Raw genomic sequence first — 26,431 nt, 5'->3', positions numbered from 1 at the left:
TCCACATCATCATTATTAAAAAAATAGAAGCACCGCGTATCAAGGTTTCCCCTAATCAGCGGTGCTTCCGGCTGTGTTTGTATTCGGTTTAATTTATTGCAATTATATCAGAAAAAATATCAGAGGTGAATACGATAAAGCCTTGTTTAAATATACTTTTGATTCTTCCCCCTAGGTCGTTCCTCAAGCCCTGCAAACCTCTTTGCTTCATTGAATGTACCGAATTCATTTTTTATGAAACTAAGGGATGGACCTCCTGCTGCCTTTCGATGTTTCTCATACTGCCTTGCAGTTGGAGAATGACCCACAATAGAAGCGACATTATTTAATGACCCAATGATTATTTGCTGAATGTCTAACTGCTGCAGCAATAGTTCATCATCAAAGTAGGGATCATTCCTAATCAATTCGTTCGCTCGAACTGTTAACCACAATGCAGTCTCAACTGCATACCTATTTGAGATGACAACCTCATTTTTATCAACCTCATAAAGTTGAAATGATCGCTCGAGTATCATGCGTTTAAATGAATCAAACAGAGCTTTATCGACGGAAACTAAAGTCTTTCTACGAGGAAAGAGATCATCACACAAGATTTGCTTCATCTTTGACTGACTTATCCTGGCTGGGTTATAAGGCAATGGTGCATTTGTATCTTTAATGAATTTAATAGATGCTAGGTTTACTATCTCAGTAACACTCTCATATTCGTGTTCAAGCGACTGAAGTAATTTTTCCTTTACAACATCTAATAGATGGTGGTAGATCTCAACAGTTAGCGGTATACGAGGCGTCATAAGCAGAAGTTAGTGATCCACTCAACCGGAATATGTGAATAGGAACGTATCTTTTTTCCCAAACGAACATCAGAGTAGCGATCTCCGCTAACTTCAATTACATCACTGGATCCTTCTATGCTCATGACTCCACCTCGGAAAACAAGCTTATAATTCTCAAATTTATGCTCTTGTTCAGCTTTACCTAAACTACTAATTTTTTTATAAAGTTCCGATAGCCAGTGAACAATATTAGAGCGAATATCGTTTACAGAGTCATCTAAGATTTCCATTTGACAGGTTTGTTTGTTAACCATGCCTTTCCACCCCGATCGTATGATTTTGTTGCTCCCAGGTATACACCTACTAACTCCGGAATTCCTTCCCATCCCACCTCTTCAGGGAGGACCTTTAATGGAACTCCTGCTTTATCCGCGAGACTTTGACTGATGGAGATGCCAAGCTCATATATCAACTCTCTTTGTCCTTGATAAGTTAAGATCGCCGGAACTTTACCTTCAATTAATGTATCCACTTTCAGCTCAACTGAATGATCTGCAGGAATTGCTCTTTCTAACCCTCGTTTCGTCTTCACAATCAGCGGAAGATCATTCTTATCTGTTGGAATCCTTTTTAAGTCCGGGGCCCAGTCCACCGGTGTATCCTCGTTTTCAGAGTAGTAATTATATACGTCCGGAATTACATTCATATAGCGAACGAAATTCCCATTAGAATTACATTCAGATGCATATGTAGCGTCGTGTGCGTAACGATCGACTCCGTTTACTTTACATTTTTTCTTCATAGAGTCGAAGTTCTCACACAACGAACAAGTAAGTATAAAGCTTTTTGCCATTGCTATCCCTCTTTTGGTTTATAATTCGGGTCAAACTTCCTCTTCTGATATTCAGGCACATGTTCCTTACACACTTTTATTGTCCATTTTACAAGTTTCAGGTAATCTAGGTCCTCTTGGCTTAGGACAACATTACAGTTCTTGCAATAAAATACTTCGATCTTATTGGTCGTTTCTGTTGGTAACTCACTTTTTCTTACGGGCACTTGAGCAATATCAATCAAGCCTGCCCCTGGATTCTTAGCCCATTCTCTATATGGAGCAAGATTATAATGGCCTACCCCAAAGGCATCTGCCGCGTCACGTAATGCATCACTTGCTGCCGCTCGTATAGACTCTTTGTAGAACATGATCTTTCTCGTATCTTTCTTCCGATCCAAAGTTGCAAATCCTTGTCCTTCCGCACTCGCATTCAAGATAGTTAGGACACCCCGCACCTCTATTTCATCCGTCTCTTCGTGATAAATAGGTTTTTCAGTGGTTACTCGCCAAGACCAGTAGGGCCCAGCTGCAGTACGAATCCTATATTGAATTGGATGTGACGGTATATAAGCACTGGCCTTGTTATTGTTTTTAAACTCTACTGTGCCTTCAGGAAATGGAGCAGTTAACTTAAATATGATCTCATCATATAACTTCTCATATTCTTCTTTTGACAGATTATCAAACATTTTAATCATTCCTTACTGGTAGATGTAGATAATAACGAGATCACTTATTTCTTTTAAATGTTTTCTCAAGAATATTATTATAGATACACAAACGTATTATTATCATCCCATTTTCCAATATTATTACATGTATCAAAAAAACACAATGTTGAATTGTATAATTTATACAAAAAAATGTAGACATTGTTCATGATTTACGACTATATATAGAAAAGGAGCAGGGTGCTTACCCCTGCTCCTATCTTTCTTGTAGTAATTCGTTATGAATTTTGTCCAATTCTTGGCTAAGATGCAGAACCTCTGGGTGATTTAATCCATACTTTAAGGCAGTCTGCTCTAAAATTGAACGCATTTCTTCAAACCTTGAATCAAGCTTAGGATTAATCACCCATCTATCACTCCAGTTCCAAATTGTTCAGATCAAAGTTTAGGTAAAAGTAAAGGAATTGCCAAGACGATAGCCATTGTAAGAGGCGAAAACATGGCTAAACCAATGCCGAGCCGTTTTCTGGCCGGATCTTTCCCTGCCAGCAAACGTACAAATATACCAATGTAAAACATAGTTGCTGTAACAGGAATCGCGATATATTTCAGAGCATTAAAGATGATGCTGCCAAGCGGTGTTGTGGAATCAACAATCTCTTCAACAGTCTTAGCACTTGAGGCTTGGCCTGGTGCATCTCCAGCGAAAGTGTGCACGATAGCAGGAACATAGGCAACTAAAAATGTACCTATTCCAAAAAAGATCACGAACAGCAAACCTCTTCTCTTTCGAATGGGATTCTTCCCTGCAGTTAGAAGAAGAATAAATCCTATTCCGAATAGGCAGCCGAATATTGGTATACCAACTATTTGAACAAGTCTAACAAGTTGATAAACGGCTTCTGTTACGTTTTCGTACATCTGGGAGCACCCCCTTTGGTTTTATTCTTCTGCATTCTGTATAATCATCTCGATGTCGTTGATCATCCAACCAACCGATTCCTCATAAACGAGGAATGTCTTCATGATTACTTCCTTAGAGCTTTGAATTTCATTAAATTCGGTAGTGGCTACGAATTGATTTAATATCTCCATTTGGTTCTCTTTAACAGATGGAGCTTTTTGTACATAAATCTTCAAGTTTGATACCTGAGATTTTACAGAGCTGTCGGCCGGCAGTTCCATTCCGGATGGATAAGTTGATCTATAGCCTCGCTCAGTCATCAAAGACTTCACGTTATCGTATCGCTGCTTCGTAGAAGCATAATTAAAAAACTTATCTACAAATTGAGTGTTGAGTTCGATACCGGCCTGTTCCATTTCTATCTCTTTTTTAAGGCCCGAATTGGAGGAAAAGACTAGGCTTCCAACGATTCCAAGAATTAAAACAACTCCCAACAACGCATAGAACTTTCTGTTACTCACCTTCACTCACCTCACAATACAATTTATTTAATAACCCGACGAAATCCGAGGAATTTATAATTTTTCCAGCGAGACAATTTATCAATGCTTACTCCTAGTGAACTACCAGAGTTGATAAATTTCCCATCACCCAGATACATCCCTACGTGAGAAGGAGCTTTCTTATAAGTTTCCCAGAATACTAAATCTCCGGGCTTTGCTTCACTCTCGTCAATAGGAACTGTCTTGTTATACTGGGTATGCGCATTACCGGACAAATCAATTCCAATTAGGCCGAAAGCGTAAGAGATCAATCCGGAGCAGTCAAATCCTTCACTAGGTCCCTTACCGCCCCAAACATACGGCTGTCCAAGATACTCGCTCATAATATTCAAAACGTTTTGAACATCAAATATCTGCTCTCCTGGGGGGATGTTAATAGCAACGTTGGTCGCATTATAGTATCTCATAACGTGGTCAACATATAATGGATCACCATATCTCTTCCATCCATTTTTCTCAGCCATCATTTGACTGAAAGCTAATGCGACCTCTTTTGAGTGACCTCCGTGTTCTTTTGCGTACGATATGTATCCTCCCCCAAAGTTATAAGCCTGAAGGGTTAATTCAATATCACCACCAGCCGATTGATAGACAGACGCAAAATGATTAATGCCTGCTTGTATAGATACTTCTGGATCTGTAATCGTATTTGGTGGAAGTCCCAGTGATTCGGAAGATTGCATGATGTCGAGATATCGGCCACCGGTTTCTTGCATGATTACAGCAAGAATGAGTTGGGTATGTTCTGCCATGCCTTTTAGCTCAAGGTATTTTCTAACAATAGGCTCATAACGCAATACGACGTCTGGAACCGAGGCAGAGCCAGGGAGCCATTCTCCTGGGAAGTTCGAGGCGTCCCCACCGTACAAAGCAGGATTCCAGTCTGGATCTGCAGTGGTTACGAACTCATAAAATAGTTTCATGTCGTCTTCGCTTACCCCAAGGTCTATAAGAATTTTTTGAAAGGCTTGTCCATCGACTGAGAGACTGGGGGCATAACGATCATCTACTGTTGTATGATCGTACTGCTTGTACGTTGTCGTCGTACAATTTTCGCTAGACGACGTGCTCTCTTGTTCCCAGTTATCTGTAGGTTGTAGAGTTCCCCCAGGGTAATATCGCTTTAGAGGTTTTATTTCCATATTGCCATAGTCAAGACTGATGTTAGTTAGTACATCGTGAGATGCGCGTTTACTTTCGGTATAAGTTGTCTCTGTATCCGTCCAACTCTTTGTTTCCCCGGTTTCTTTATCTGTTTCATTATAAGTACAAGCTACTACATGTTTATAACGGTTAGTATCGTCGCTTATTTTAGTGTAAGAAAACGAAGGAGTAAAACTTTTAATCAAATCGTCAGGATCATAGTCGTCCAGCTCTATTTTTTCATTCTGATTCACTAGAATCTCATATCGTACCAAACCTGCAGGAATCCCCCAACTTGGTTTCACAGTTTTAACAACTTGGGTTTTCCAAGAACTATCCGCTTCGATATCCCATAATTCTGCAACAGTTGCTTCTGCTGCAGACTTGAATTGCTGCTCATATTTTAAGTCGGCATTCTTTTGAGCATCACTCCGTGCGTTCCCACCCAAAAACCAGTCAGAGAACGGGATTGCTGACAGCACTCCTAAAATCAATAAAAGTCCAATAATTATTATAACTGCCCAAGGACCAACCAAAGATGCAATAATCTTACCGATTGAGAGAATGAGTTGCTTCAAGAATCTCACGAGTAGTTTCTTTATATATTTACCAGCCTTGCCAACTGCTCTTCCAGCAGCTCTCGAACCTACTTTTTTTAATGCTCCACCACCTTGTTCTGTTGCTTCTCGACCTACGTCATGTGCGCTCAAAAACTATCACCTCCAATTCTAAGAGGAAATCCTCTGATCGCCTCTTAGAATCTAGATCACCTTTAAATAATGTCTCGCTTGCGATCGGTATTATTGTAAGCACCTGCTTGTGCCCAGCCGACCCGTTTCGCGCCTTCCATGAAGTTTTTAGTAGCTGATCGTGTCATTTTAGGAGCAGTCAAACCTACGAAATCAGCAACTTTGTCACTCCCAGATCGCATATCGGATACAACCTTTCCGTTTACATCCGATTTTCGGCCATTGTTAGTATGATTGAAGTAATCCTCGGTGTTCAGGCGACGATGGTCGAAGCTATTGTCAGAATAGAGCTTCTTCCTAGATGTGTCTGCGATGTAGGCTTCACTTTTCCGACCAAAGCTTGCTGAAGAGCCGCTCATTCCTACCAGCTCTCGCTCAGTGCGTGGCTTCTGGAGGATGTTACCTTTGTCATCAGATTGAAGTGGCTGATTTATCGTTCGGGTATACGATCCGTTTTCTCCACGAGTCCAAGTCTCGCCACCATTCGGCCCGGATCCCTTACGAATGTCATAGTCAATCATCCGAAGCTGTCCTGTCTTAAGAGAAGAATCGCCGGCACCATATCCACCGACCCTCTCCCAATTACCGGTAACTGCATCCTTTGCCTCGTACCAAGAACGATCATTCGTTTGGTTCCATCGAGCTTCACTTCCGCTAAATCTCGGATCAGAAGCAATTTGATCCATGGTCATCCCACGAGGACTTAAGGATCCATCCATACGAATACCGGCTCCGTGCTCAAAGGCACGTTGGCGGCTTACTCCAGAAAGCATCTGGCCCATTGCACGTCCTGCTGTACCTATCTTGTTCCCGAATGCCCCTCCGATTGCAGCTCCAACCGGTCCAGCTACTACTCCACCAATAGTGGCTCCGGCAGCACCAGTCATTTTACCGGCAGCTTCTCCAAGATTACCGACCATCTGACGTCTTTCAGCTAGGTCGCTCCATTTTTCTTTGAAATTACCTAAACTTATTTTCCCTGAAGGGTTCCCGTTTGCATCTGTCCCCCTAAAGGAGTTTAGTGCGGTTCTACCTAAATCGCGTGCGCCGGTTGTTGCATTCCTTGTCGTTTGTAGAACACCAGCGACTGCTTTAGAACCGATTGCTGCTCCAGCAGCTACCCCACCAGCACCGAATGGTAAACCAAACGTTCCTCCTGCTACCGCACCGCCAACACTTCCAACTTTTTTAATCTTATTCCAAGTAGATCCACCTTCAGCTGCACGAGTAATCGCAGATCTACCTGCGTCATTGCCCATGGGGACATCCGTCCCCCCTGGTGTCTCCGCTCCAGCTCCTCCACTTCCGGAAGAACTCGAGTTACCGAAGCCAGCTTTACCTTTACCAGTCATGCTCATAACATTCCTCGATAACATCATTGCTCCGCCAATGGATCCAAGCCCGAGTGCTGTTGCAGTCCGTCCCATACTCGTGCTAGCATCACCTAGATTCAACCACTTAGAAACCATTCCCGTTACGGGTACAAACATGATAATCATGCCTAACTTAAAGATCATTGGCCCCATTCCCTGACCAAGATTCCCAGCCATTTGTACAAAGATGAAAAGGATAATTGCATGAATTGAAGGCAGGAAAATGTTCCCTAGTAGTTCCTTCATGTAAGTTCCAAAAAAAGAACGGGTCTTTGCAAACAATAGACTGTACGCTGCAAATGGTGACATCACGCAAAGAAGTATAATGATGATTTTGCGTGCGATATATATGAAGTTGAGATAGGCTGCCAATCCCCATTCTGCCAAAAATACAAATAAGTCTCCCATTTTAAATGAATAAGAATCATCATTCGTTGCTGTTGCGATGATAGATATACCATCTAAAGGTTTATTAAGACTCTGTAACGTTGATGCTACACCCTGTACAATGCCCCAGTTTGTAGCCATAAGGATGTGGAACAACATCCAAAAAAGACCCATGAAGAATGCAGACGCGACATACATATGGACATCCTTCCAAAAGTCTTCTTTTGATTGTGGACTATGGGCTTTCATCCCAAGCTTCATGGATGACATCATAATTGCGAGCATTAAAACGGTGGCATACACACCCGAGAATGTGGCTATAAGTGGATGAATCACATTCTCTAATTCGGACTGAAAGAAGATACCGTCGACCAACTTATCGCTCGGATCATTACCAAACCCCCAAGTTTCATAGGGATTTCCGAAGACTAGATTTTGCAAGCTGTTTATACCCGGAATCGTCATCAAGTTATTTACTTGACCTATAATGAATCCATTCATCAGATTGGCTTCATCTTCCGCTTCTTTCAACATATCTACCGTCTCGTCACCAACAAGAGCACCACTTGTATCTCCACCATTAGATAATTGATCCTCATTAAAGAGGCTATCCCCGCCAATAGTGGATGTAAGCGTTGAACCAATAGAACCCGAGGCAGATACCTCACCATAACCGGCAAGAATTAGCAAAAGGAGTACGGATAAGAAAAGCCTACTGCTTCTTATCAAGCGACATCACCTTCCTGAAGGTGAGACTTATCGTTTAGCCAATCTATCATTTCTTCTCTCGATTTCTTCTTTGGAGCAAGTTCGACATTCTGGTTGGTATTAAGGTAAACCCACTCTTCAGGCGTCGGTTCAGATTGGAATGTAACAATTTGTTTTCCGGCTTTCATAAGAACCTGACCAGTCGAAGCTGTGCGGATCAAGTTACCTACATCTTCGCTTAATCTAAAAGTACTCAGGATTGGGTTGATGTCTTGATCACTCTGTCTAAGGAAACAAACCGTGTCAAACTGCGCAACCACATCTCTTGCAGATTCAGTCCGATCAAACATTTCGTAACGTTGTGAAACAAGCGTCAGAGAAACGTTCCACTTCCGTCCGCGTGCGCTAAGAATTTTAAGCCATTCCATCATGGAAGAGTATTTAATCATCATCCATGCTTCATCACAGATAACCCGTTTCTTTACTTTAGGATTTGAGACAATAAACCTGTTCCAAACCCAAGTCATAAGCACATGTTGAGCAAGAGGACGTTCGATACCATTACTTGATAGCTTACTGATGTCAAACGTTACGACAGGTGCTTCATCCAAAGAGACATTGTTTTCGGAAATAATTTTTGTCTGACCATCAAACATACCGAAAGCTTTATTTCTCGTGAACAACTTAACGACATTACACAGCTCACGAAGTTCATCGCCATAATCATTCTGGGCTTCTTCGCACAGCGCCTCGTACACATCAGTTATCGTTGGCATTTGAATGAGCTGTTTACGATAAGTGAAAGAACCAAAATCATCGAAATGTTCAATTTGTTCATAGATTGAATCCGGATCTTCGGTTATCCCTCGACTGATATACAGATTTTCTAGAATATCATTAAGAACCCCGATTTCTACTGCACTTAGTCCTCGGTTATCAGGAGTAAGGGACTCCTTCATAACTTTAAAGAATTCAAGGGCTTCCTTAATTTTCTCGTTTAAGTTAATCTTCTCATCAATAAATTCATCATCTGTGCCCTTATTCTTAACTTCCTTCTCAGGAAAGATATCCAGCGGATTAATCCGACTGACATCATCATCCTTCGATGGATAAATTGGAACAACAACCCCTCCAAGTGCATAGGTCAATTCACGATACTCAGGTTCCACATCGATGATTACGTTTTTCATGATGCCATCCATGTAGCCTCGTCCAATGATTTGTTTTACGAGCACAGATTTACCCGAACCAGATACTCCAAAGATACCAAGCGAATAATTGTTCAGACTTGGGTCGAAATTGTTATAGTAGACGTAATCCCTTCCAAAACGACCAATCGGAAATCCACCTTGATGGTTTAACTTCGAGCTGGCATGAGGGAATATTGCAGTAAGACTCAACTGATCAAGATTACGATCCGATTTAGGTAAATAATTCTTCCCTAGGGGTAAACACGAAAGGAAAGCTTCTTTTTGTCTGTTGAATGCACTCAAGATCTCAATGGATTCGCCAGCGACCTCATTTTCCACCTCAACGCACTTCGCATTTAGTTCATCAAGTGAGTTAGCATACACGGTGGCCTGAACTGAAACGTAATACAATCCATTTTGATTGCTCTTAATCTGACGCTGAAGAAATTTAGTATCCTCGCGTTTTTGTACCGAATCATCAATTTTAGCTTGATCCCCGCGATTTGCTGCAGAGTAAATAACAGTATCGAACTCGTCGATTTTATCTTGCAATTTCTTAATCGCTGCATTCCGATCAATAGGTTCAATATGAACTGAGCAGTCCAGGTCATCACCAGTAAAAAGGGCCTCCAACCAACCAATTCGTACAGTTCGGGGATAGCCACTGGGTTTAACGAAAAACGATCGGCCGTACTTAGTCGAACCAAGACCCGTTTTTAACATGAAGTAGTCATCTTCGAAATGTGCTCCATCATTAAGCATGTTATCAACAATGCTCGGGAATCCTAGTACTTCATGATCCCTTTCTCCTTTACGTGCATCACTCACCTGCAGCTCGTTTATGTTCTCTTCCCTCTTCTTCTTCATACGTTTGAACAATTTTCCGCACCTCCTCAACGTCATACACAAGATCATCAAAACCAGGCATCGACATGACATCTGCAGTAATGTAAGCCGAGAGTTTTTCTTTTCCGTGAGTAATCAAATCATCAATTGGATTAATTACCATGCGGTCACGGTTCAAAGCTCTTTTCATAACTTCCATTGCAGACAAGCTATCAAGCAGTGTAGCGTGGATCTCGCATTGACGAAGCATGCCCACAACCGTAGCTGCTCTTTGGTAGAGCTCGTTCCGAATCATTTCTTCACGCTGATCTGGTTTCAAAGCCCCCATCTTGCTCGGTAAGGGAACATAGCTTATGACGTAATAGACCTTACGTGATATTCGAAACTCTTTTTCCGATTTGTCCTTGATATGTTTAATTACATTGGCATTGTAATCTCTCGTTTGATCGTTGCACTTTGCGAGATTCGAATTCCAACGATTCTCTTCTTTTCTCAAATCCTGCCGGACAGCTTGTCCAAGAATTTGAACCGGAAAGCGTATGACCCGAAATAAACTGCTATACCCCAAAATAGTCGCTTGTCGTGCCTGTGAACTTAGAAGGTCGTAGTTAATGGATTCGGTGGCTACAGTTACACAAAATTCATTGTTCTTTTTAACGAATATCCCGTGATGAATATCCTCTATCCCAATGAGATCCTTTATGTCCTGTTTGTCATTTTTCTGTTCCTTTTCATCGGCCTTATTAATATTTTGGGTGTTGGCTGCTGTGCCATTTACTTCTCCAAGATGCTGCTTGCGCTGCCATCCAATAATAGGTTCATTTCGATCCATCCTTCTCTTCGCAATAAACAAAAATGTAAGTATGAGGACTAGAAAAACCATCATGCAGACTATAAAAACTTGCAACCGTGTGAGCCCCTTTCCATCTTAGATATGGGAATAAGTTTTCTGTGAACGATGGAATTTAATTTTCCAGGCAATAAACTCGCTTGCATACTGCTCGTATTTTTCGAATTTAAAAAAGGCCAAGAAAGATGAAATTCCACCTAAGATTACGATGATGATCAGTTTTCCAATCCATTCAGCCCCGCCATCAAGGAACGGTAGGTTTCCGTAGATAAGAATTACGCCACAGAAAACTAGCGTCGGAAACAAGAAGAAGAATTGTCTCATTGATAGAACTGCTAGAATCGATTTTTCTTCTTGAGTAATGTCGATCGGTACAACAATCTCGTTATTCACTGAACAATCCTCCTAACTTTCTTAAGAATAAAATCGGCCACCCTGCCAGTGCGATCTCAGACAGATCGCGTCCAAAATCAGATAGGCAGGGTGGCCATGGCAATACCCTGATCGATAATTATGATGCAAGTGATGCAATAACATTGGCAAAAGTTGCTGCACCAAAGAAGATGAATGCACCGGCAGCACAACCGATAAGTGCTTTCCAGTAGGTGGCTGCCTTTTGCGGGTTCAAAGAACCAAAGATAATCATAATGGCATAGTACATAACTGCAAGGACAAAACAAGTTCCCCCGACGCCACCAAAGATCTGTACTATTGTCTTTAGTGGTGCATTAACTTTTTTTACGTTTGCGTCGTTCGGGTTATAGGTTTGATTCTTGTCCTGAAGTTCGGAATCAATGACATCTTGAGCGGAGGCGCCCACCGGAGCTATAACTATTGTCATGCAAAATGCGAGAGCCATCATAAGAAACAACTTCTTAAACAAGTTAATTCCCCTTCCACAATATGAGATAAGTAATACCAATCTGAATGAATCAAAGCTTGTTGCAATGCTTATCTATCTGCAACGGCATTCCCCCTTTTTTAGAACAAAAAAAAGCACCGCCAAACCGTGGGATATTCCCATGGTAGGCGGTGCTTCCGCTCGTGAATTATTCAATTAATGAATCATATCTAGATTATCCTGTTTGGGTACCTAAATGTCAAGACTTGTTTTAATAGCGGGGATGGTGAATACCTCTCTCAACAACAAGCTTTCCGCTGGCGAATTCCCCGTTGTCAGCTACGGAGTAGTAAACAAAAACCGTTGCATGATCAATAGGATCCTCCTCTTTTATAACTGCATCGAGGATCATCAACAGTGTTTTCAGTCCGCTTCGTTTCATCCCCACTACGGTCTTTGTTTCCGAATCTGTAGCTTTGAGCTCAAGTACCTTCGGACTTAGCTCACGTTCAAGAAGTATATGATTAATCGCCAATTGTCCTCCCCGAACGGAAAACTTAAGGCAACCTCCCATGTTCTTGGACATATCTGCTGGGAAACATTCTCCTAAAATTGCGGCTTTAAGCTGTTCAGCAAGCTCATTATTGTTTACTGGCTTACTTACTATCTCGCTAATCCCAATGTTCCCTTTTGTATCACTGTTCCCTTTAGTAAAATGCTTGTTCGATGACATAAATCAACGCCCCTATCGATATAAAAGTGAGAAATCTAAGACGATCGTCCTAAAGTATGAAAAAAAACTGATGAATCTGGTAAATATTTATGTATTACAGGTAAAATTTCATATTTTCACATCACTAAGTCGATGAAATTTCATATTATGACACCATTTTACACCTCTACTAGAAAATTGTCGATGCTGAATTTAGCAAATTTTAGTGTATTGAGTATCAAAAGCGGACTAATTCACCGCTTTCCCAAAGGATTTATAGAGTATAAAGAACTAGTTCTAAATACCCTTAAATCCTTTGAGAAAGCGGAGAGTGCTAGTTCTCCGCTGCCTTGCCGATCGAATTCGTTTGTCCCTCCAACTCAGTGTGTTCACTCACAAAGAATAGGTCCGGTTTTACAAACATTCCTTCGACAAGAAATACTCCCTCTGCCTCATATATTCCTTTCAAAGGAATATAGTGATCCCCATACTGCAAAACTGTTTGGTTATGCTTCTGCATAACCCTTCCAATCATGCAGTCGTGGTCACCAGTTCCCCCAATAGCTGGTGTAGTTGTTACCCTGCTAACAATTTCTGAGCCATACTTTTGTTGCAGTGCGAAATATTCACGTGATGGTATGGGCAATGATTCACCATAGGGAAAATTATAGACAACGCCAGATGTATTCTGACTATTCGAATCCATTTGATCGAGCCTCTCATCAATGGACTGTGTGTAAATTTCGAAGTCCTCGTAGTCAGTTACAGGAAGTTCAAATTCACTAGGAAAGTCCTGATTAAATATTTGATGGTTTTCCTCTGCAGGTATGTGAGCAAGAACATCTTCATTCGGATTTCCATGTAGAGCATTGAATAACTCATCGATGGAATTATTCAATTCTTGTGGGATATTTGAGACTTCATATTGAATGGGCTTAGTAACCATTTCCTCGTTATTTGCTGGAATATCTTGCAGAATATCCATTGCATGAGGCGACTCCTCTAGTTTCTGAGCTTGAATTGCAGAATGCTCATTAACTGGCAGTACTAATTTAGGTTCAATTAAAAACTCACTCTCGTGCGTAGCTTCTTTTTCAATAACTGGTTGCACAGATTGAGAAGACCGGTAGTCCACAATAACCGGTGTAATCGCATTTCCTCCGCCAAAGAATGCCGACAGCATCCCAATAGCAAATGGAGAAATAAAAAGTACCCATAAAACTGTCTCGAGACTCACGTCTATCACCTCATGACACTGCGATGAGCAGCAACAGAATTCCTAATACAACTGCACCGAAAAGGGGTGCATAAACTCTCATATCTTCTAATGTCCACCGAACGATCTGAAACCAATACTTTACAGCAACAATACGGCGAATTTGTTTCATAGGACGGCGATGATTCTTTCTAAGTTCTCTGGCAATCAATTCACTCTCAAGAGGATCATCGACGCCCATCCAAATACTCTTATACTCGCCTAAAGTTCCGATTGGTTGTTTACTGTGTATAGCTTTTTTCATCTTCCGACACCTCCGAATTATTTAACTAATCATCTAGGTGTATACTAGATTATAGGAACATGCGTTCTTATAAGTCAAGCAATCACCAATAACTGTATAATCAAAAACGCCTTTCGGTGAGTTATCGTAAGAAACAGATAATCCACCTAAAGGCGTTATAAATAGGGTTACAATATATATATAAAAACCCCTATTGGTACTCAAAGCATCAACAAAAGACACTTCGGCACCCATAGAGGCGAATTTTTGACATAGAAATACCTAAAATAATAGTTAAAACTTAGAATGACCTGTATGTCGCATGACGCAGGCTAGGAATAAAGGATCAAGGATGATATGTTCATATCATACCAAATTCCTAATTAAACGACAACAAAAAATAGAAAGACCGTCGAATGTATATATTACTCGACGGTCTAGGCTTTCAGAAAATTTGTAATCATTAGAAGATCGACATTTGCCCTCCTACTATACCGGTCCGTTTGTCGTTATATTCAAGCACGACAAATTGATGAGACTGAGTTTTTTCTGAAGTTAGTTGAACTTCAGCATCCGGAGAAAGTTCAGGTTGTTGTCCTTTTCCAAATGAATGGACGGCATCATTTTCTTCCGAGTCGTCATTTTTGAGTCGAATCTCACCAAGTGAGTCATCTTCATTTTCAAGATCACCTACTAGCTCTTCTTCCTCTTCTAGATCACCTAGCAGCTCTTCTTCCTCTTCTAGATCACCTAGCAGCTCTTCTTCCTCTTCTAGATCACCCAGCAGCTCTTCTTCCTCTTCTAGATCACCCAGCAGCTCCTCTTCCTCTTCTGGATTACCCAGCAACTCTTCTTCCTCCTCGACGCTTGTGCTTGTAAACGCAAGCCCATCCGTAGAGTTGACTTCTGGATCTGGCAAAGGGTTTATTAACTCTCTTACCATTGTATGCAGCCTGCCATCATTATCCAAGTGAGCACGAAAATCTTCATCCGAAACCCCACTACTCTTAACGGGAAAAAACGTATTATCTATGGCAAGACACCCCTCCAATCCAGTAATTTCTTCCGGTCTATAATACACACCAATATTATTAAAAATCTCATGGTAATTGATCAAGTTTTTAACAGCAATATCCGAATGATCAATCAATTGTTGCTTAAGTTCAGGACACACTGAGGGTATTTTATCAGCTAACTTTCGAAGTGCCTCATTAAGATTAGGAGCCGCTAAAGGCGTAAATCCAAGTTTATGGCCTCTCCAGTTTGTAAGTAACCAACCCTGTTCTGAACCAAAAGTTATCTCCTCATACTGGAAAACATGATCTTTTACGTTGCAATAATCCTTTATCCAACCTGGCATTTTACCGGATAAGTGGATTCTGATAAATAGTTCCGGATCAGCAGGATGGATTTGCAATTTAAGGGGTTTCTGCTCGAAATAATGGCGCACAGGGGTGACCTTCTTTCCCTTCCTCTCATACCACTCAATCACAAAAAGCCCTGTAGAAATATCATATATAGGATACATTGATCGGTATACCCCTCTCTTATACAGCGGCAGAAGTTATCTCTTTCCGCTTCGTTCCGCCTTTCAGCATATCTTTTGCAAACTTCTCCATGTCGACTGCCTGGGAGGCAGTTTTTGAGTCCCCTTCGAATTCATGAGCAAGGTCTGACATATCCAAACCTTGGCGGTCAACAGCTAGGTTAACACCACTAATTTTAGAGAGAACGACCCCGTGAATGTTAACATCTATCGTGTTTGTACCAAGAAGCCAATGTACTTCCACTTCATCTTTCTGACCGAGACGTACAGCTCGGGAATAGCATTGTTCGATTTTTTTTCCGTTAAAATCCAAGTCTACGATAAAGACGGCCTTCGCTTCCGTTAAGGTGTAGCTCTCCGCGCCGGTCCGATGCGACATTACGAGGATTGATAACGGATCAGAAGAATCTTGGAATTTTTTCATGACATCCCAGCGGTGTTCCATAGCCACTTCTCCATGTATGTATTCCGCGTAGCGACCAGGAATGATTTCATCTAGAGTCAGCTTTAAGTGCTCGATCGTTTCCTTATGACCTGAAAAAAGAAGGACTTTCTTCCCTCGACGGACATAGTCCTTGACTTTATTCTCAATGTACTGAAGTTTTGCTGTCGTTCTACCATTAAGGACATTATAGTTAGGAAATACCCAAGGACAGCTCGAAGCCTTCCGCAGCTTATCCATCCAGGTGCATATTTTTATCGTACTGATACGGTATGTCTCACCGCGTATTTCCGCTTTGGATTTCTTCTCTAACTCTTCTTCATACCACAAGCGGAATTCTTCAACCATGCTATCATAAAGCTCTCTTTCAGCAGGCATTAGATCAAGGTGGTAGCGAATATGCTTTGGTTCCGGTACAGCAATATAATCCTTAACGTCCTCGTCGGTCTTCTTCTTCCGGACCATTACAGTATCTAGTATTTTCCATAGTTGTTCGTGGTGACCCACACGAGCTTCAACGGAGTCCACATCCAGAACTCTCCGCTTTGCACCTCCACCATAATACGCCCGGAAGTGTTCAGCACCAACTTTACCATAACCTGCGAAAGGTTTCGGTCTACCTGACGCTGCCTCTAGAGGATCTTCAAAACGTGATGAGAAGCCAGTAAGCCAGCCAAGCAACCAGTATAAATCTGTAACTTCATTCTCAGCAGGTGTCCCTGTAAGAAGTACACGTGTTTTTGCTTTGGTTCGGAGAACAGAACGAGCACGTTTAGTGTCGATATTACTAATGTAGTGTGCTTCGTCTACGGTGACCGAGTCGTAACCTTTATGAAAGTAATGAGAAAGAGATGGAATCTTCTTTTCAATAACGGTGTAGTTGCATTTAACGATTTCCTCTACCCCGTTATGCTTAAATAGCCGCTCTTGATTACAAGTGGTGTTACCCTTTTTCCACTCGCTGCCACAGTCTGGGCAGAGTTTAGGGAGATCTTTTTGAGACCATCGAGCAATAGAGTTGGTTTCCGGATCTATTATTGACGCAGCCTTCCTATTACATTTCATACAGTACTGAAAATTAGCATTGAAATTACCTGGTCCTGCTTCGCAATGGGGGCACTCGTGATGAACTTTTTTTCGGAATACAACTCGTTCATTACTCCACTTTTCATACGAGACAAGGTGAAACCGAACACCTTTCGTTTTCTTAAGATCCCTTGGCGAATTGAGAACGATGTAGTCTGTTCCTTCGACGAAATTAAGGAGTTCAAGCTCTCTTTGCCAGTCGTTTATGTTGCGCTTCATGGTAATAATCAAGTTTAATTGATTTGTTGAGTCAGAAGCTAGTCCGACAATGGTAGTCCGAGTCTTCCCCATTCCCATATCGCATGCATTCATCAGAGTTTTGACACTCACGATATATGCTGCGATATCAATTTGATACGGAAATAATACACTTCCATCTTTGAACGGCTTTCCAAACAGTTCGACAACTCTTTCTCGTGCAGTTTTAAACTCAGGTGTATCTCTCCACTCGTCAAGCGACCGGCTTGAACGCCGATAAGCTCTCCGTTTACTGTCAAGTACATTCTGAACATCCTTGATAGTCTTATCATCAAGCTGAATGTCCCAGGAATCCATGGTTGTTACGGGATGCATCTCATTGATCGGGCCGTCACTCCGTGTCACAAGGGAATGCCATGTAAAGATCTCCTTATTTACAGACTCACCAATTAAGCATTCGCTCAAATTCATTGCTTCCTGCAGAGAGCTAGATTTAAATTCAAGACCCTGTCTTGTGTATTCTATTTTTGCCATAAAAATACCCCACATAATAGATATCATGTGGGGAATCCCTCCTATCATATTGAATTTATACCGTTGTTGGCATCGATTTTTTCTTCGAACTATTTGCCTCCCGAACAAAAGAGGACACATGCGGCATAACCCATAAACGGATACTCTCATTCCCTTCGAGACCCACCGAAACTGGTTGGTCGTAGCCGTCTACATACATTGTCAGTTCATCAGATGTTTTTGACATTGCAAATAGCATTGCAGCCATCTCCAAATGAATAGCACCGACAGCAAAACTCGGCATATCGCCCTCAACGGATGCTGGTAGTGCCTGTTCTAAAACATCAGGGATAACGGCGTAAACCTTATCATCCGTTAGTTGAAGTTGAAGCAAAGCAGCCGTTGGTGCAAGAAGTTTAACGCGCTTGCACACCTCAATGAGTTCGAGACGGTCGATGTTCAGCTTCCCTTTTGTTTTATCATTGAAATAATTATCAATGGGCGGAAACTTTCCAACGAGTGTACGGCACACAGCGGTGGTATAACCGGCCTTAAAAATAACGATCGTCCCTCCGCTGAGGCCTAACTCAATCTCAGCATCGCTCGGAATCACATCAGCCACTCCTTGAAGAGTAGAAACATGAAGGCTCATGGGATCCTCAAACCACTCCATATGCTTCGGATATATAGTTACACCTTTTATGCCATCTGTAGCTCGAACCAGAACGCGACCCGCATCATCTTTAGAAAAATTGGGTCCAAGTGCGCTCGTCATCTGAGCAGCTTTGCTGCTATTATTATGCAAGCAGAACGATGGAACGTAACGTACAATATTGTGCAATACTCCCGGTCTCCATTTCAATGAAGCCTCAAATGGAGGAACTTCAACCATTGGAGAAGTTTCTGGCAAAATATCAACACGAAGCCCCGATTTTCTCTTGCCTCCATTACCCCAGAGGAACTGGAGTCCATCACCATTGTTTTTATCACCATTGTTCTTCTGAACCAATACCTCGACCTCGTCCGGCAATGCCGCGACTTTGACTTCGAGTTCACCTATCCCTGTAGCCACTTCTAGATTCCCTTCAATTTTGCATGGAATCTTCTTCTCGACAGAAATGTCTTGTCCATGATAATAAAACGACACTAATCCGTCTTCAAGCGTCCGAATGTAAATCGTTTTTTCTCCAATACCTGCTTTTCGAGCTGATTTAACGAGCTGGCCAACTAAACCTTTTAGTACTTCACTTTTGATCTTAAACATAGTTACTTTCCTCCTCACGGATAATTGGATTGTTGTTATAAAAAGCGCTCCGAATATTTTTCACCTCCGTTTTATGGAACGCAAAAAACCCGTAAGCGACAAATTAGCTATTAAATAGCACTTTGTCACCCACGGGGCGAATTTAGACATATTATCCCTGTTTAACATTACCATTAGTGAAGCCTGATAGAATTCCTCTTTCAGCGCATGCTCAGAGGTAATGAATTAGGTAAGAATAGGGTATGCATTCATTGTAAATAAAAAGAAGGATATAAGCAAGTAATGCCTCTCCAAATTTCTCCTATATTTAATTAGCACATATTATGAAGTAAAACTACTACAAGAAAGGTGATTGCTTGATGACACCTGTTAATGATAGAGAGCTCTTTAAAGGACAAGTTGTTCAGGTTTACCGAAACCTTAATAGAGACTGTTTTTCTATACGTGACAAGAAGACCAGACTCGTAGTTGGGTATTGCATGAGTGTCACATTAACAAACGCTCGGTTCGTCGTATCTGCACCCGGCCATGCCAGAGTCATTAAAACAGGTATTAGAACTGTTCATGCCTACGTTGAAGGAGAGTTTATATCTGCGGAAGATGATAAAAAAGACTATTACGACATAGGGTATTACAATCCATTTAAAACTGAAAAGTTTATTCAAGAGAATACCGGAAAACTTCTCGAGTTCGCCTCTTTTGCACACTGCCAAGGAACGAGAGTATACTTTTTGCCCTAAAACAGTAAAAAGGTGCATCCCTAAGGGGCTGCACCTTTTTTATTCATTTGCCTAATACTGCGGCTGCTCACAGAGATCGCTAAGTAGTAGTTTATCCATCGCTTTTTTTATGAATTCAGGCAACTTGTGATGTTGATCTGGAATAAAAAGTAATGATGCTACCACTTCATTCAATCCGTGGATCCGCACTTTATTGCCGAAGTATAGCTCATGATCAGAAATATCTGAATAGAATTTTATTGACTCCGGAATGACCTCGGGTACATATCCCTTCTCTATCAAGAAGTTTTTCACTGCTGCAGGGGTGCGAAGATCATAAAGTAAGGTCCAGAACACTTCATCCCAGCATGGAGTAGAAAGGCATACTTCTCGAGCTCTCTCTGGTGTCATATAAGAGAATCCATCACCTATTGAGGCTTTAATGGCATTAGCTACTTCCAATTCAGATTCCAAGACACCGGTATATTCCTTTATACTTTGCGGCACTTGATTGGAATGAAACCCAGCTTTAAGCAACACTCTCTTGGCTTCAAATGGCGTTTTCCCACTAATGATCTGCCAATAATGTCTTTCCAAACTGTAAGCTTCTACAGGTGTCTTAATAGTACCGGCGTCGATATAATCGTTTACAAAAGCTCTTGCCGCTTCTAAGGATCTAATCTCTCCTCGTGATACTACAAAGGTTACATTATTCCAGAAGACATTCCTACCAAACTCATTAGACTTGATGGGATTCCAAAAATACGGTATATTCTCGCCTGTAACCTTCTTGGCACGATTTAGCACCTCATAAATCTCTCTTTCACCACCACCAAAGTCGGTTGTGATGTAGTAAATAAAATTGAGTTTCTCCTTCACTAATTCCCCTTGCTGATTAAGCACACGTAGATTGACAAGCTTGGTGGCATCGAGTTCCAGTTTTGAACATTCCCTTGACTGGTTCAAAATTGCCTCCTCAATAGCGTAATAGCGAGGATCAACAACTAAATTCGGAATGGTCGTTTCATTTTCATTTAACTGGTATTCCTTATTCAAAACCAATGCACCATAATAAGGAATAGGTTCTGGTGTGAGGTCAAGTTCGTTCTCTTCCCATCCCATTTCTAGTTTCCACACACTTTTAATGTATTCAATATCCTCTTTACTTACTATCTCAAGATCTGCTTCCTTCTGATAGTGAAGGACATTTTTTAAGAGAAATATCCTCCCTTGGAGTGAGAAACTAGCTAAAGCAAGGTCAGGATTAGCCGGTATTCCTCCAGTACAGAGAGGTTCATATGGAGCTGCTTCCTCGTCGTTCAAATCTTTAGACTCAAGATCAAAGATCATAAGTTGACCATTCTCTTCATCATTATCCAAAAATGGATTAACAGTATCGAGAATTTTTAACCTTGACTTGCGGATCGGCTCACGGAAATTCGCATCATAAAGCATATGTCTCATGATTGTACGGAGTTTAAGGATTGGTTCTGCCCACTTTTCTCCACGGTCGAGGAAATATTTCAACATTTTATCATCTTTGACAAAGAGACAAATTATGCAACCATTTCTTGAAGTACCGCAGCTCTGCTTAATTTCACCGATCTGCATTGGGCATTCCCCACTGTCTTTGTACAGTGAATAGAGCTGAAGAAAACGGGTACCCCAGGGAAAACGAGGGCTACAACTCATAAGAGTATCCCATAATACCTCGTCCGAGATGTCCTTAATTGGGTGACATTCAAACCGCCCCTTCATCGGCTTTCTCTCTTCATTTTTCTCCTTATCTTTCTTAGTGCGGTATTTTTGGAAGATGAACTCATCTGCACCGTTTTTCCTGATAGATGATGCCCTTTTGGCAGATTCATCTATCCGCACTCCGGTAAAGATCACAACTTCACCATGTTCCGCAAGCAGACCTTTGATAAAAAACCTCGGTTGGACTGATCTTAAACGCATCAGTACACCAGCGAAATGGGCTAGCAGGCGTGGAAAGCGGTAAGCCGTTACCAATGACCTTTGCTGCAAACCGATTTTTCTGATCCGGCATTACGATGTGAGCTTGCAGACAATCCAACCCCTGAGCAGCAGCGCTTGTCTTCATTTTCTCAATAGATTCATGTACAAAAGATTTAAGACCAGGGTTTTCGAGTCCTGTATCGCTGCTAATGATATGAACTTGCCTCAACCTTTGTTCCGAAGGGATCTCTGAGAGAGCGATCCAGATGCACAAGCACAGGAAGGTTGAATCTTTTCCCATTGAGGATGCAATTACCCATGGCCGAGTGTTTGTGATATCCAAATATGCAACTTTAATTCGCTCGATTACAACTCGTACCTCATCCCCGACTTCTTTAAACGAAGGCCGGACAATCGAATCCTTTGGAAGATCAGGAATGTTGTCTTTAGCTTCCCATTCTGAAAAAAGAGTTAGCTGTGCCATTTATATCACCTCTTTCAAAACAACTTCGTATCTGCCGTTCGAAGAGACAATATAAGTTCCCGCAATGATTAGTCGATTGGCTACTCTTAATTGGTCCAAGTGCTCAATCGAAATTTCGGCCAAGATGTGTGTTTTACAATAAAACGGGTCAATTTCAAATAATTCAACCGGTGTCTTCTCTATCGAATAACTAATGTTGACTGCCTCCAAAGCCTCTTCAACCGAAATACCTAAATTTGGATCATGAAACAAAATAGCTACTTTGTTCATATCAAATTTCTCCTCTCTAGTAGTCGTTAATAAAAAAGGCCTGGAGGGTTGTTTTTCTCCAGACCTTTACCGCACCGCGTTATTAGAAATCAAATGTAAGTTGATATGCAGGATCAATTTCTATGCCTGCTACCGAGTTGTTTACAGTTTCCGGAAGGGATTCATCATTTTCCAAATGAATCAATTCATCAACAAAATATTTTCCATTCTCTGAAATAGCGATTTGTATCATCTTGTATACCTCCATGAGTTATTCTCTTTTACAAGCGTCTGCCGCCTTCATAATTACATTACGATATCAGAACTCACCATTAAATCTGGTCAATAATATAAGGTTTTCTCATATCAATGTTCATATCTCCTCTCGTAACAATTTGGGTTGTAAGACGCAAAAATGCGTCTATCACAAATAACTAAGGTAATGAGTAACCATCCTTTAGTTGCTTCTGATAAACGCACTTTAAGAACAAAAAAAGCGCCATCGAGCAATCGATCTTATTAAAGGGCATAGATCTCCCCTGATAAGTATTGATCGCTGAATAAGCGCATTCCGATAATTAAAATTCCCCTTATTCCCAAGATAGGGGTATGTATGCAGCAAATAAGAAAACAAAGATATGTTGATATTATAACACTTGCTAACAATATTGAAAACAAAAAGGGGGGCCGTGCGATCTGCAGGTCCCCCTATAATATATCTAGCGATTTGACTTTTTACATCATAAGCAAGTGTAATTGGCCGTCAGAATCCATGGATAAGGGCATACTAGTATCAACTGCCTCCTTCTTATCCGCCGGCTTCTTGAACATAGATTTAAAGAACACAGTTGCAATTTCATTAGCGAAGGCCCGAAAGACTCTTCCGCAAGCGGACTGTCCAATTTGTTCGTATATCCTCCAAACAGGAGTATGGACAGAGAATTGAAAATCTTCTGGTATACCGAAAATTCGGCGCAATTCGTTGATAGATAAGAACCTCCATTGATTCTTATCTGGATGTAACACGTAAGAATTGCTCGCGCTATGGGATCGATAACGTTTTGGAATACATTGCAATACTGTACTATTTTCATCAACGAATGTAAGTTCAGTCGACCTATCTGCCCATGCATTATTCTTCTCTTTTTTCGAATTGAAAAAGGCGAACCATTTGTCGAGCGATTTCCACTCATGCTCCGTCCCTTTCGGGTCGAGGAACTCCTTAAGTTTCTTCTTCCTCACCTTTTTGGGAGGAGTCGGAACACGGAATTCTAACATATCGTCTTGATGACGAAATGCAATAGAATAACTTCTCTCACGTTTGGCGATTGATCCAAAGTCATGACTTTCTAGTTTTACTGGCCCAACCCAAAATGGAAAATCGGAAAGAATAAGTTCCTGCAGATCAGTATAAGATCGAGTCTTATAATATTCAGGAACGTTCTCAAAAAATACGATTTTCGGTTCTGCAGCCTTAATAATTTTACTAGTAGCCAAAGCTAGATTCTGAAATACCCCCTGTTCTCCTTCTCCTAATGAGCTGTGCTGATTGCATGGTAAACTCACCAATGCCACATCCGCCTTTGCAACTACGTTGCAATCACGAATGTCCCCGTTAAAAAGGAATGAATTAGGATAGTTCAGCTTCAGGTTTTCTGCAGAATCTTCCTCTAACTCTATCTCCATGACTGGGGAAAAATAATTTGAGTCCCGGAAGTAAACTGTCCCAATTCCACAGCCAGCTGCTATAGATAGCAACCGAATGCGCTCATCACTTGGTACATCTAAAGTCTCAGTATTGAACAGTCTAAAACGCAATGGGCGAACCACGACTCGCGAGTAATCTCCAAGACTATAAACACAGATCTCTACTTTGTCTTGCACGGAGATAATCGATGCATATGATTCTCTCGCTGAATCAACAAGAGGTCGAAGTGCCCCACTGGTCTTATTTACACGTGAAGAAACGTGCACTTGATGTACATCGTGTTCATCGGCATCCTCAAACTCCCGGTTTTGAATCAAGATTTCCTTAGCTTCTTCATCCATCCGAATGTGAAGTTCTTCCCCAGGAACGAAGCCGCTGGCTTCACATACTAGATGCTGTAGCCATATGCGGGGCGTCTCTTTCTTTTTACTCACTTGATAAACCTTCTGAAGGATAAGTTTAATGTTTTCCTTAATTTTCATTATAGACAACCATGGAGTAATTATCCTCCATGGTCTTCCTCCCTTTAATCAAAATTAGAACCATTCTCTTCAATTAATTATCTTAGTAGATTATTTATCGCTCATTGGTTCTTACCGACTGTCTCATCAGATAATTCACTCTCCTTAATTGGATTATATTGGGTTGTTTAGGCAAAAAAATAACGCCTAATCACAGATCACCAATCTAATTGAGCAGACTGCCCCATTGAAGATTGATACGCTGTAATTAAGCGTCATTCGCAGATAGAATAAGTCCATAGGTCGCATGACTGGACATAGTAGAACATAGAGAATAGCAAGGTATGTTTCTTATCATACCATCCTTCCCTTCAAAAGTTAAGTATACAGAAGAAGCCCTCTTGTTAAAGAGAGCCTCTTTGAAAATTAGATTAGCAAGGACCACCGATCCCATGCCGGAAAGCACCTGCAGGGTAATTCCATTCTGCATCAAGAGGGAGAATGATATCTTGGGCTTTAATTTCTCCCGTAAGCAGCTGATGGATCGCTTTCTTCTCAGAGTGAACAACGCAGCTTTCCGCGTCACCAACGAATTCATCGATCGACTTGTTGTTGTCTAATGTAAACTGAAGCTCTTGCTCTGCTAGACGTAGATTCTGGTAGTAATCAGGGAGAATATCCTTGATACCAGCAAAATGCGAAGGCGAACTAAATATACAGCAAGCACACGAAGCTCTACCCCACCCTACCGTGTAGCATGGATGTGGGACTACTCTATTTCTTCGAAGTACTTCCCACACATCTTTCTCGGAAAAATCAATTATACTTCTGAAGTGGTGAACAACACGCTTATTACGAATAGGTGCGTGGGTTCTATGGAGCTCCATCATATTATATTTGGATCGGTTAGTACTTTCACCTCTCCTCTCACCACTTACAACCATAATCTTGCAATCTCGCTTAGTGTCAACTTGGTGAGTGATGGCTACACAACCTACTTCAATTTTCAGGATGCCGCTGCAATACCTTGTCTGAAGGTTTGCTCCTTTTGCTGGAAATTTGAATCGATATCCATAACTACGAAGTTCTTCTTCGTATAACTTGTATAACTCCAGATTATCTTCTGCTTCAGCTTGATCCATTAGTCTTTTTAGTTCCAAACTCCTGGTCCACGCTGAAGGTTCAATCCGTCTCATTGAACCATCAGCGTCTTGAAACTGAACAGGTTGTTTAGATCCATAACGATAAACCTCCCCCCAGAATCCTCCCTCACGGAATGAAAATCTAATCTCTAGACCGAATGCCTCTGCAAATGCTCTGCAGTAATTTTTTGTTACCGGCCAGTCCATTTTCCTCTTTGAATTTCCATCAATATCGTGATGGAGAAGAATAATTTTCTTAGGAGGCACACCTAGTTCAAGTAAATTTAATGCCGCTGCTACAGAATCTTTCCCTCCCGAAAATAATACAAAAAATAGATCATACGTTTCCAATGGATCCGTTTTTTCTAAGTAATGCTTTCGCATGTGCGGTGTATCGGTACGACCTGGTAATGTAGGGATTATCGAAATCCTATTTCCGTAGATAGGAAGTGGTTTGTTACCATGATTAACTGGTGTGTTAATTGTGCAGTCACGATCACGTATTATATCGATTTCCCGCTCTACCTTAATTTCAACATTCTCTGTTTCAAATGATAGCGTAAGTTGTCCATTTTCCAATTAACCCACTCTCCTTATAAATAATAAAGGG

General features: G+C 41.3%; 26 protein-coding genes. 1 reads left to right on the top strand and 25 read right to left on the bottom strand.

Features of this window, described 5'->3' with window-relative positions; genetic code table 11:
- Nucleotides 1-146: 146 nt before the first annotated feature.
- The 19 genes from BM415_RS20170 to BM415_RS20080 form a co-directional block, all read right to left on the bottom strand.
- On the bottom strand, nt 147-605 hold the full coding sequence (locus BM415_RS20170; RefSeq protein ID WP_143042162.1) for a homing endonuclease associated repeat-containing protein: 459 nt from the start codon (nt 603-605) through the stop codon (nt 147-149).
- A gap of 188 nt (nt 606-793) precedes the next feature.
- Nucleotides 794-1,093: a hypothetical protein gene (locus tag BM415_RS20165; RefSeq protein ID WP_139237037.1), complete on the bottom strand. Its 300-nt coding sequence runs from the start codon at nt 1,091-1,093 to the stop codon at nt 794-796.
- The gene (locus tag BM415_RS20160) at nt 1,057-1,632 is read right to left on the bottom strand and encodes a hypothetical protein (RefSeq protein ID WP_090727645.1); all 576 of its coding nucleotides are present in this window, start codon (nt 1,630-1,632) and stop codon (nt 1,057-1,059) included. Before BM415_RS20160 ends, BM415_RS20165 begins: the two co-directional genes overlap by 37 nt.
- A 2-nt stretch (nt 1,633-1,634) precedes the next feature.
- Nucleotides 1,635-2,303 carry a hypothetical protein gene (locus BM415_RS20155; RefSeq protein WP_090727644.1) on the bottom strand — a complete coding sequence of 223 codons (669 nt, stop codon included), beginning with the start codon at nt 2,301-2,303 and terminating at the stop codon, nt 1,635-1,637.
- A gap of 238 nt (nt 2,304-2,541) precedes the next feature.
- Nucleotides 2,542-2,691 carry an aspartyl-phosphate phosphatase Spo0E family protein gene (locus BM415_RS20150; RefSeq protein WP_090727642.1) on the bottom strand — a complete coding sequence of 50 codons (150 nt, stop codon included), beginning with the start codon at nt 2,689-2,691 and terminating at the stop codon, nt 2,542-2,544.
- A gap of 32 nt (nt 2,692-2,723) precedes the next feature.
- The gene (locus BM415_RS20145) at nt 2,724-3,206 is read right to left on the bottom strand and encodes a hypothetical protein (protein WP_090727641.1); all 483 of its coding nucleotides are present in this window, start codon (nt 3,204-3,206) and stop codon (nt 2,724-2,726) included.
- Nucleotides 3,207-3,227: 21 nt separating this feature from the next.
- The gene (locus BM415_RS20140) at nt 3,228-3,710 is read right to left on the bottom strand and encodes a hypothetical protein (protein WP_090727639.1); all 483 of its coding nucleotides are present in this window, start codon (nt 3,708-3,710) and stop codon (nt 3,228-3,230) included.
- 23 nt (nt 3,711-3,733) lie between these two features.
- Entirely contained in the window at nt 3,734-5,605 is a 1,872-nt protein-coding gene (locus tag BM415_RS20135) for a bifunctional lytic transglycosylase/C40 family peptidase (protein WP_090727638.1), read from the bottom strand.
- A gap of 62 nt (nt 5,606-5,667) precedes the next feature.
- A complete protein-coding gene (locus BM415_RS20130; RefSeq protein WP_090727636.1) occupies nt 5,668-8,133 on the bottom strand; it encodes a hypothetical protein in 2,466 nt (821 codons plus the stop codon).
- Nucleotides 8,130-10,181 carry a VirB4 family type IV secretion system protein gene (locus tag BM415_RS20125; RefSeq protein ID WP_244533614.1) on the bottom strand — a complete coding sequence of 684 codons (2,052 nt, stop codon included), beginning with the start codon at nt 10,179-10,181 and terminating at the stop codon, nt 8,130-8,132. The genes BM415_RS20130 and BM415_RS20125 overlap by 4 nt, the downstream gene beginning before the upstream one ends.
- On the bottom strand, nt 10,123-10,980 hold the full coding sequence (locus tag BM415_RS20120; protein WP_244533613.1) for a hypothetical protein: 858 nt from the start codon (nt 10,978-10,980) through the stop codon (nt 10,123-10,125). The genes BM415_RS20125 and BM415_RS20120 overlap by 59 nt, the downstream gene beginning before the upstream one ends.
- 96 nt (nt 10,981-11,076) lie before the next feature.
- Nucleotides 11,077-11,391 (bottom strand): PrgI family mobile element protein, encoded by a 315-nt coding sequence (locus BM415_RS20115; RefSeq protein WP_090727632.1) that lies wholly within the window; start codon nt 11,389-11,391, stop codon nt 11,077-11,079.
- A 118-nt stretch (nt 11,392-11,509) separates the two neighbouring features.
- A complete protein-coding gene (locus tag BM415_RS20110; RefSeq protein WP_244533612.1) occupies nt 11,510-11,881 on the bottom strand; it encodes a TrbC/VirB2 family protein in 372 nt (123 codons plus the stop codon).
- A gap of 229 nt (nt 11,882-12,110) precedes the next feature.
- Nucleotides 12,111-12,572, bottom strand: coding sequence for a hypothetical protein (locus BM415_RS20105; protein WP_090727630.1), 462 nt, complete (start codon nt 12,570-12,572; stop codon nt 12,111-12,113).
- Nucleotides 12,573-12,885: 313 nt separating this feature from the next.
- Nucleotides 12,886-13,788, bottom strand: a complete 903-nt coding sequence (locus BM415_RS20100; protein ID WP_090727628.1) for a hypothetical protein — start codon at nt 13,786-13,788, stop codon at nt 12,886-12,888.
- Between the two features lie 10 nt (nt 13,789-13,798).
- Complete coding sequence (locus BM415_RS20095) at nt 13,799-14,071, bottom strand: hypothetical protein (protein ID WP_090727626.1); 273 nt, start codon at nt 14,069-14,071, stop codon at nt 13,799-13,801.
- 442 nt (nt 14,072-14,513) lie between these two features.
- A complete protein-coding gene (locus BM415_RS25235; protein ID WP_170862571.1) occupies nt 14,514-15,578 on the bottom strand; it encodes a hypothetical protein in 1,065 nt (354 codons plus the stop codon).
- A 19-nt stretch (nt 15,579-15,597) separates the two neighbouring features.
- A complete protein-coding gene (locus BM415_RS20085) occupies nt 15,598-17,883 on the bottom strand; it encodes an SNF2-related protein (RefSeq protein WP_244533611.1) in 2,286 nt (761 codons plus the stop codon).
- A 28-nt stretch (nt 17,884-17,911) separates the two neighbouring features.
- A complete protein-coding gene (locus BM415_RS20080) occupies nt 17,912-19,099 on the bottom strand; it encodes a hypothetical protein (RefSeq protein ID WP_090727624.1) in 1,188 nt (395 codons plus the stop codon).
- A 359-nt stretch (nt 19,100-19,458) separates the two neighbouring features.
- Here BM415_RS20080 and BM415_RS20075 point away from each other — a divergent pair, with 359 nt between their 5' ends.
- Complete coding sequence (locus BM415_RS20075) at nt 19,459-19,839, top strand: hypothetical protein (protein WP_090727621.1); 381 nt, start codon at nt 19,459-19,461, stop codon at nt 19,837-19,839.
- Nucleotides 19,840-19,890: 51 nt separating this feature from the next.
- Here the strand turns inward: BM415_RS20075 and BM415_RS20070 are convergent, their stop codons facing one another.
- From BM415_RS20070 to BM415_RS20050, 6 genes are all read right to left on the bottom strand, one after another.
- Nucleotides 19,891-21,777, bottom strand: a complete 1,887-nt coding sequence (locus tag BM415_RS20070; protein ID WP_139237036.1) for an adenine nucleotide alpha hydrolase family protein — start codon at nt 21,775-21,777, stop codon at nt 19,891-19,893.
- Nucleotides 21,716-22,261, bottom strand: a complete 546-nt coding sequence (locus BM415_RS20065; RefSeq protein WP_090727619.1) for an adenine nucleotide alpha hydrolase family protein — start codon at nt 22,259-22,261, stop codon at nt 21,716-21,718. Before BM415_RS20065 ends, BM415_RS20070 begins: the two co-directional genes overlap by 62 nt.
- Nucleotides 22,262-22,531, bottom strand: a complete 270-nt coding sequence (locus BM415_RS20060; RefSeq protein ID WP_090727617.1) for a hypothetical protein — start codon at nt 22,529-22,531, stop codon at nt 22,262-22,264.
- Between the two features lie 82 nt (nt 22,532-22,613).
- Nucleotides 22,614-22,763: a hypothetical protein gene (locus tag BM415_RS25230; RefSeq protein WP_170862570.1), complete on the bottom strand. Its 150-nt coding sequence runs from the start codon at nt 22,761-22,763 to the stop codon at nt 22,614-22,616.
- A gap of 482 nt (nt 22,764-23,245) precedes the next feature.
- Nucleotides 23,246-24,652 (bottom strand): DNA cytosine methyltransferase, encoded by a 1,407-nt coding sequence (locus BM415_RS20055; RefSeq protein ID WP_244533610.1) that lies wholly within the window; start codon nt 24,650-24,652, stop codon nt 23,246-23,248.
- A 458-nt stretch (nt 24,653-25,110) separates the two neighbouring features.
- Complete coding sequence (locus tag BM415_RS20050; protein WP_211753680.1) at nt 25,111-26,400, bottom strand: phosphoadenosine phosphosulfate reductase domain-containing protein; 1,290 nt, start codon at nt 26,398-26,400, stop codon at nt 25,111-25,113.
- Nucleotides 26,401-26,431 lie beyond the last annotated feature (31 nt).

It is taken from the genome of Paenibacillus sp. 453mf, from assembly GCF_900116105.1.
GTDB classification, from domain to species: domain Bacteria; phylum Bacillota; class Bacilli; order Paenibacillales; family Paenibacillaceae; genus Paenibacillus; species Paenibacillus provencensis.
The sequence above is the reverse complement of the archived record's forward strand: the minus strand, read 5'-3'. Positions and strand labels throughout refer to the sequence as shown.